The 7,580-nt window shown below is 44.8% G+C and carries 5 protein-coding genes and 1 pseudogene; 5 read left to right on the top strand and 1 reads right to left on the bottom strand.

The genetic code is table 11. The annotated features are described in order from the left end of the window. Positions 1-122: 122 nt before the first annotated feature. Positions 123-488 (bottom strand): annotated as a pseudogene (locus tag NDI34_RS27200) (dihydrofolate reductase family protein); the annotation flags it as partial. A gap of 919 nt (positions 489-1,407) precedes the next feature. Between NDI34_RS27200 and NDI34_RS27205 the strand changes: the two are divergent. The 5 genes from NDI34_RS27205 to NDI34_RS27225 all read left to right on the top strand — a co-directional run bounded on the left by NDI34_RS27205 (position 1,408) and on the right by NDI34_RS27225 (position 7,407). Continuing rightward, positions 1,408-2,766, top strand: a complete 1,359-nt coding sequence (locus tag NDI34_RS27205; protein WP_348234388.1) for a CmpA/NrtA family ABC transporter substrate-binding protein — start codon at positions 1,408-1,410, stop codon at positions 2,764-2,766. A 95-nt stretch (positions 2,767-2,861) separates the two neighbouring features. Further along, on the top strand, positions 2,862-3,698 hold the full coding sequence (gene ntrB / locus NDI34_RS27210; protein ID WP_348234389.1) for a nitrate ABC transporter permease: 837 nt from the start codon (positions 2,862-2,864) through the stop codon (positions 3,696-3,698). Between the two features lie 101 nt (positions 3,699-3,799). Beyond that, positions 3,800-5,803 (top strand): nitrate ABC transporter ATP-binding protein, encoded by a 2,004-nt coding sequence (locus NDI34_RS27215; protein ID WP_190687784.1) that lies wholly within the window; start codon positions 3,800-3,802, stop codon positions 5,801-5,803. Positions 5,804-5,962: 159 nt separating this feature from the next. Beyond that, entirely contained in the window at positions 5,963-6,823 is an 861-nt protein-coding gene (locus NDI34_RS27220; RefSeq protein WP_190535252.1) for a nitrate ABC transporter ATP-binding protein, read from the top strand. A 125-nt stretch (positions 6,824-6,948) separates the two neighbouring features. Continuing rightward, on the top strand, positions 6,949-7,407 hold the full coding sequence (locus NDI34_RS27225) for a phosphate-starvation-inducible PsiE family protein (RefSeq protein WP_190535255.1): 459 nt from the start codon (positions 6,949-6,951) through the stop codon (positions 7,405-7,407). Positions 7,408-7,580 lie beyond the last annotated feature (173 nt).

Genomic DNA, 7,580 nt, shown 5'->3' on the forward strand with positions numbered 1-7,580 from the left:
CGTATTTCATTAGCTTTACTTATGAATTACCAGGGGTGAGCGTAGAAGACAGGTGAGCGAGCGCATAATTTCAGACCTCATATTACCCCAGCGACGACTTTTGCAAGAGGTCTAATCAAGTTTTCGCCAAGAAGCATTGTCGCTAGATCCGCGCCACCGCAAAGGTAGATGTCTTTGCCGGTTTCATTTTTCAATTTCCTGACCAATTCAGCAATATTGTCCGAAACGAGTTCAACATTCTCATCCGGACTTTCCTTCATCGTCCGCGAGAAAACGTACTGCTTCATCGCTGGATAAGGATTGGTAACGCCGAGCTTCAGTCCGAACTCGTATGTCCTGCGTCCCATTAAAACAACATCAAACTGCTTGAGCGATTCGAGATAATCGGTTATGTGTTCGCCTTCCGAAGGAAAACCATCAATTGTGTGGTCTTCGTGGGCAATAAACCCATCAATGGTACAAGCTACGTAATATTTTAGTTTTCGCATACAGCAATTCTGGTTTGGATGCAGTCCAGTTTTACCCCACCCCGGCTCTTCCCTGCAAGCAAAGAGAGAGTTGGGGGTGAGGTTTCGAGCTGCAAGACTCTCCAAAACTCTTGAAACCTTTGAAAAGCCGTTCGTTAGGCTTGTGTGGGAGCGAAACCCAACCAAAAACTGGCTGCTCGCTTCACATCGTAATCTACCAAAATCACCAGTCTGTCTGCTGCATTAGGCGGAAATAGAAGATGACTTTAGCTCTCCCGATAGGCTAGAGGGATCAATGCATTCAGCATCAGCGAGCGCCTCAAGTTGAGGAAATTTGATAAACCTGATTAAATCGGTTAAATAAGCAAAACTTAATTAGGCTGTTTATTCGGTCGAGCGATGACATCCAAGGAAATTTCTATGATTACCATTGGATTTTTCATTAACAAGTCTGCCTGATGTATGCAATTTGAGCGATCGCGCTGCCTTGAATTAGGTTTTAGGTCAAATTCAGGAGTTTAGATAATCACCCGTTAATCAGCCTATTGGTTTAGCTGATTATGGCGTCTAATCTAAAGAAAAAATTTATAAATACCATTGAAGATTCCACTGATAAGTAATGCTTTTTAGCTAGGCGCTCACTAATCAAGGTGATATATTTACCTTTAACGCAGAGGAAAAGCAACGTTACCTGACGCAAAGAAGCTAGCGCGAGCAACCTCAGCAAATTTTTCAAAAGCTAATTGTCGTAAATCTATCACTAGGTTCGCGACTTGGTTGTATCCAACAACCGTCATTAGTGCATTAAACCTTTAACCATTCCAGGGAATCGGTTTGTTGTGCCTTTAATTGGCATGGCTTTTGCGTTTAAAAAGCGTTCTTTTGATTCAGATAGCTTTTCTGTTCAAAATCCTAAACAAGATTGTAGCAAGGAGACCTTATGAGCGAATTTTCTAAACTTTCACGCCGCAAATTCATCCTAACTGCTGGAGCCTCCGTAATGGGGTCTTTATTGCTCAAAGGTTGTTTAGGAAATCCCCCAGAATTCAACAACAGAACTCAAGCCCAGACAACGCCTGCCGCTAATATTAGCCCAGAACAAGCTCCGGAAACGACCAAAGTAAAACTAGGATATATCCCAATTGTAGAAGCAGCTCCTTTTATTATTGCTCAAGAAAAAGGTTTCTTTGCCAAGTATGGCATGACTGGAGTTGAGCTTTCCAAGCAAGCTTCTTGGGGTTCTATGCGGGATAACACCGAAATTGGTTCAGCGGGTGGCGGTGTTGATGGTGGTCAATATCAGATGCCAATGCCACATCTTATTACTGAAGGTTTAATTACCAAAGGTAATCAGAAAATTCCCATGTACGTGCTGGCTCAGTTGATTACTCATGGAAATGGAATTGCGATTGCTAGCAAGCATCTAGGAAAAGGTCTTGAGTTAAAAATGGACAAAGCAACGGCCTTTTTTGACGGACTAAAATCCGCGAAAACTCCTTTTACCGCTGCTTATACTTTTGCACAAGTTAATCAGGATTTCTGGATTCGCTACTGGTTAGCTGGAAACGGCATCGATCCAGACACTGAAGTTAAATTAATTCCCGTACCCTCTGCTCAAACTGTTGCCAATATGAAGACGGGGACAATGGATGCTTTCAGTACAGGCGACCCTTGGCCTTATCGAATTGTTAAAGATAAGATTGGCTTCGTTTCAGCATTAACAGCGCAAATTTGGAAAAATCACCCCGAAGAATACTTCGCCATGAGAGGAGATTGGGTTGATAAAAATCCTAAAGCAACCAAAGCGCTTTTGAAAGGCATTATGGAAGCGCAGCAATGGTTGGATAATTTTGACAACCGAAAAGAAGCCGCTGAAATCCTTGGCGCACGAAATTATTTTAATCTTCCATCTGAAATACTGGCAGAACCATTCCAAGGTAAATACGATATGGGCGATGGTCGCATCATTGATGATAAATCAATGGCAGCTTATTACTGGAAAGATGAAAAAGGAAGTGTTTCTTATCCTTATAAGAGCCACGATCTTTGGTTTCTCACAGAAAGCGTCCGCTGGGGATTTTTGCCTGAATCTACATTGGCAAATGCTAAAGCCCTTATTGATAAAGTCAATCGGGAAGACATTTGGCGAGAAGCTGCCAAAGAAGCCGGAATTTCTACTGCGGACATTCCTACAAGTACGTCTCGTGGCGTTGAAGAATTTTTTGATGGTGTCAAGTTTGACCCAGAGAATCCCACAGCTTACCTGCAACAACTGAAAATCAAGAAGGTGAGAGCTTAGTCGGTTGTCAGCAGTTAGTTGATAACAAACAATAGACCACGGGCAACAACCAATAGACCGATTACCCATTAGTTAAGTTTAGGAGAACCCTGTCCATGACAACGCTACAAAGACGTCCTGCAACTGCTTCCCAGAACACTTGGTTATCCCACCTGAACAAACAATTTCCCGATCTGATACCGCCAATTATTGCGATCGCTATCTTCCTCGGCGCGTGGCAGCTGTTTTCTTGGACTCCAGGTGCAACGCTACCAGGGCCAATACAGGTTGTCAAAGATACTTGGATACTAATTTTCTGGCCTTTTTATGACAAAGGCGGGACGGATAAAGGTTTGTTTTGGCAGATTCTCGCCAGCTTACAACGAGTTGCTATTAGTTACTCCTTAGCGGCAATTGTAGGCATTGCCTTGGGCATCTTGATTGGTACGAATAAAATGATGTCCAAAGCTTTAGATCCCATCTTCCAGTTATTGCGAACTGTACCGCCTCTAGCTTGGGTGCCAATTTCTTTGGCAGCATTGCGCCAAAACGAACCAGCCGCCCTTTTCGTAATTTTTATCACCGCTATCTGGCCTATCTTGATAAACACGGCGGTGGGAGTGAAGCAAATTCCTCAAGACTATAATAATGTCGCCAAAGTTTTGCAGCTTTCACGCAAAGAGTATTTCTTCAATATTCTGATTCCTGCGGCTCTCCCTTACATTTTCACAGGCTTGAGAATTGCGATTGGTTTGGCTTGGTTGGCGATTATTGCGGCAGAAATTGTGATGTCCGGTATTGTCGGGATTGGCTTTTTCATCTGGGAAGCTTATCAAAATAACAACGTCAGTGAGGTTATTTTGGCTCTGATTTACATCGGTGTTGTTGGTCTGCTGCTAGATAAAGCGATGGGTTGGATCGAAACGCGGATTTTACCCGAAGGACAGAAGTAGGGACTGGGTAATGGGTAAAAAGCGCCTACATTACTACCTATTACCTACTACCAATCACCCGTTAGTCATCACCAATTACCAATTACCAATTACCAACTACTATGAGCGTTTTTGTTGCCGTTGACCAAATAGATAAAGTTTTTTCGTTAACCGGAGGTGGCACCTATGTCGCCCTCAAAGGAATTGACCTCCAGATAAAAAAGGGAGAATTTGTCTCTCTGATTGGACACTCCGGTTGTGGTAAATCCACTTTGTTAAACATGGTGGCGGGTTTGGATTTGCCAACTGAAGGTGTAGTGACGCTGGAAGGACAACGCATTACTAAACCTGGCCCTGACCGGATGGTAGTATTCCAAAATTATTCGCTATTGCCTTGGCGCACAGTACGGGAAAATATTGCGTTAGCTGTAAACTCGGTGATGAAAGATTTGCCAGCCGGGGAACGCAAAGCAATCGTTGAGCAGCATATCGATATGGTAGGGTTGCGTCATGCTGCCGATAAACCACCCGCTCAATTATCGGGTGGAATGAAACAAAGGGTAGCGATCGCACGCGCCCTCGCGATTCGTCCCAAGTTACTCCTATTAGATGAACCGTTTGGTGCATTAGATGCACTGACGCGGGGTAACTTGCAAGAACAGCTGATGAAAATTTGCGAAGAAAACCAAGTCACCGCCGTCATGGTGACTCACGATGTCGATGAAGCAGTGCTATTATCTGACCGAATTGTAATGCTCACCAATGGGCCAGAATCCAAAATCGGTCAGATTCTAGAAGTTGATATTCCCCGACCCCGCAAGCGGATGGAAGTAGTAGAACATCCCAGCTACTACAGCTTGCGAAGTGAGATGATTTACTTTCTCAATCAGCAGAAACGGATTAAGAAAATTCGGGCGAGGAAGACGACAGCGATCGCTCGTCATGGTCTAGAAAAAGTTAATCTCGATATTGGCTTCTTACCGCTAACCGCTTGTGCGCCTCTAGCTGTCGCTAAAGAAAAAGGTTTCTTTACCAAGCATGGACTCGATGAAGTCAACCTAATGCGCGAAACCAGCTGGCGGGGAATCACCGACGGCATGACTGGCGGATATTTAGATGCCGCCCAGATGCCCTCCGGAATGCCCCTCTGGTTGACCCTGGGAGGTCATGAAAACCGCTCCGTTCCGGTCGTCACCTCCCTGACCATGACCCGCAACGGCAACGCCATCACCCTCGCCAAGCACTTCTACGAGGAAGGCGTCTACACCTTATCTGATTTTAAAGATTACCTGCGTCGCACCCCCGATCGTCAGCACCGGATGGGAATGGTGCATCCCAGTTCTATGCACAATTTGCTGCTGCGTTATTGGCTGGCAGCTGGTGGCATTGACCCTGACCGCGACGTATCCCTGAAGACCATCCCTCCCGCTCAAATGGTGGTAGATTTGCAAGCCGGAACGATTGACGGTTACTGCGTCGGGGAACCTTGGAACCTCCGCGCCGCCGAGGAAGAAATTGGCTTTACTATTGCGACAGACTTAGAAATTTGGCTGGGACACCCAGGCAAAGTTCTAGGAGTGCGGGAAGACTGGGCAGCAGCTTATCCGAACACCCACATTGCCTTAGTTAAAGCTCTCTTAGAGGCTTGCAAATACTGTGCAGATATGGCTAATGCCCAAGAAATTCGGGAGATTTTGGCGCGACGGGAGTATGTAAGCACCGATTTGGCTTACATCCAGATGGGAGAACCAAACTACTCGGCCTGTAGCTTAGAGCATCCCATGCGCGAGTATGCCCATCACCAGTTTTACGGTGAAGGTGGTGTCAACCGTCCCAGTCGTACTGAGCAACTTTGGATTATGACACAGCTAGCGCGTTGGGGCGATACTCCTTTCCCCAGAAATTGGGTAGAAATCCTGGAACGAGTCTGTCGAGTTGGTGCGTTCAGTACAGCAGCGCGAGAACTGGGTCTTGACATTAGTTACACTCGCAGCGCAATTCAACTTTTTGACGGCACTCCCTTTAACGCCGATGACCCAATTTCCTACCTCAACAGTCTGGCAATTAAGCAGGACTTTTCAGTTGCGGAAGTTGTCATCGATTCCAGGACAAAGACAGCAGCTTAATTAATAGAAACCCCAGCGAAGGTCATTCGCGGCTATACAAACTCTTGTCCGCCTGCGTGGATTGAATTTGAAACCCACTTTTGTAGAGTTCTGCCTGTGTAGCCGCGATTAGAAATCCCCTAGTTTTGCTCCCACAGTTTATTTACTCCTTCTACCGCCATGCAAGCTTTTAACTTTCAAACCTCAAATTCTTTAACTCAAAACTCAAAACTCAACACTCAAAAATCCCCTAGTTCACCGTTTTTGGTGATTGAGAACGTATCCAAAGTTTATCCAACACCAAAAGGTCCTTACACGGTGCTGGAAGACGTTAACCTTACCGTACAGCAAGGCGAGTTTATCTGCCTCATCGGTCACTCTGGCTGTGGTAAATCGACACTGCTCAATATGGTGTCGGGTTTCAATACGCCCAGCAGCGGCGAGGTGCGGGTTGGCTCTAAGCGCATCACTCAACCGGGACCAGACCGCATGGTAGTATTCCAGAATTACGCTTTGTTGCCTTGGCGGACTGCGTTTGAAAACATTTACCTGGCTGTTAACGCAGTTTATCCTAATAAACCGGAAGCTGAAAAAAGGGCAATAGTGCGAGATCATTTAGCAATGGTAGGACTCACAGAAGCTGCTGACAAAAAGCCGCCGCAATTATCCGGCGGGATGAAACAGCGGGTGAGTATTGCTCGTGCTTTGGCGATTCGTCCCCAAGTATTGATTTTGGATGAGCCTTTTGGGGCGTTGGATGCAATTACTAAGGAAGAATTACAGGAAGAATTGCTGAAAATTTGGAACGACAACCGGGCAACCGTGTTGATGATCACTCACGATATTGATGAAGCTCTATTTCTAGCAGATCGATTGGTGATGATGACGAATGGGCCTCACGCTAAAATTGGTGAGGTAATGGAAATACCTTTTCCGCGTCCGCGCGATCGCGCCCGCATTATGGAAGATCCGCAATACTACAAACTGCGGAATCACGCTCTGGATTTCCTCTACAACCGCTTCGCTCACGACGACGAATAAAGCAAAAGGCAAAAGGAAAAATGACACCCCTTTTTTTCCTTTTGCCTTTTAGCGCGTTAATTATAAAAAATACTAACGCTTTTCAAACAATGTCAATGGTGTGTCTATAAAAAGAGACTGGCAAAATGCGGACAGGCAAAAAGCTAACAAAACAAATCAGAGCAGCTTTCAGAGATGAAAACTTTTTACACCAACTAGAAAATATAGAGGGTATAGTTTCCAAGGTTCTTTCGGTTGCTATGATATTAGTTATCCTGTTAGCAATTTGGAATCTAGGCTTGTCTTTGCTACAAACGCTGATTGGTCAACCAGATGAGCCTTTTACTAAAACATTATTCAAAATATTTGGGTTGTTTTTGAATGTTTTGATTGCTCTTGAAATACTAGAAAATATCACTGCATATCTAAAAAAACACGTTATTCAAGTTGAATTAGTTATTGTTACTTCTATAATCGCTGTTGCTAGAAAAATTATTATTTTAGACTTGGAAAAAACATCAGGAGTTGACATAATTGGGTTGGGAATTGCCCTATTATCTCTTTCAATTAGTTATTGGATTATTCGTCACATGAATGCCAAATAGCATACCGAATAAGGCAGGTTGAGGACTGACACCCACACCGGCAGATCGAAGCGCACTTAATAGACCTCCTGCATGAATGGTCAAGTAGTGTGCCAGTTCATAATCGAGATTGCACAATAAGGGAGTAGATCAGCATCAAGACACTGGGGAGTTGGTATGCCGTATACGGAGCT

This window comes from Trichocoleus sp. DQ-U1, from assembly GCF_039961925.1.
Classification (GTDB): domain Bacteria; phylum Cyanobacteriota; class Cyanobacteriia; order Cyanobacteriales; family FACHB-T130; genus FACHB-T130.

What these genes read in the sequence shown, in the direction of transcription:
- NDI34_RS27205 (WP_348234388.1), top strand. Translation starts at nt 1,408, where the DNA reads ATGAGCGAATTTTCTAAACTTTCACGCCGCAAATTCATCCTAACTGCT.
- ntrB (WP_348234389.1), top strand. Translation starts at nt 2,862, where the DNA reads ATGACAACGCTACAAAGACGTCCTGCAACTGCTTCCCAGAACACTTGG.
- NDI34_RS27215 (WP_190687784.1), top strand. Translation starts at nt 3,800, where the DNA reads ATGAGCGTTTTTGTTGCCGTTGACCAAATAGATAAAGTTTTTTCGTTA.
- NDI34_RS27220 (WP_190535252.1), top strand. Translation starts at nt 5,963, where the DNA reads ATGCAAGCTTTTAACTTTCAAACCTCAAATTCTTTAACTCAAAACTCA.
- NDI34_RS27225 (WP_190535255.1), top strand. Translation starts at nt 6,949, where the DNA reads ATGCGGACAGGCAAAAAGCTAACAAAACAAATCAGAGCAGCTTTCAGA.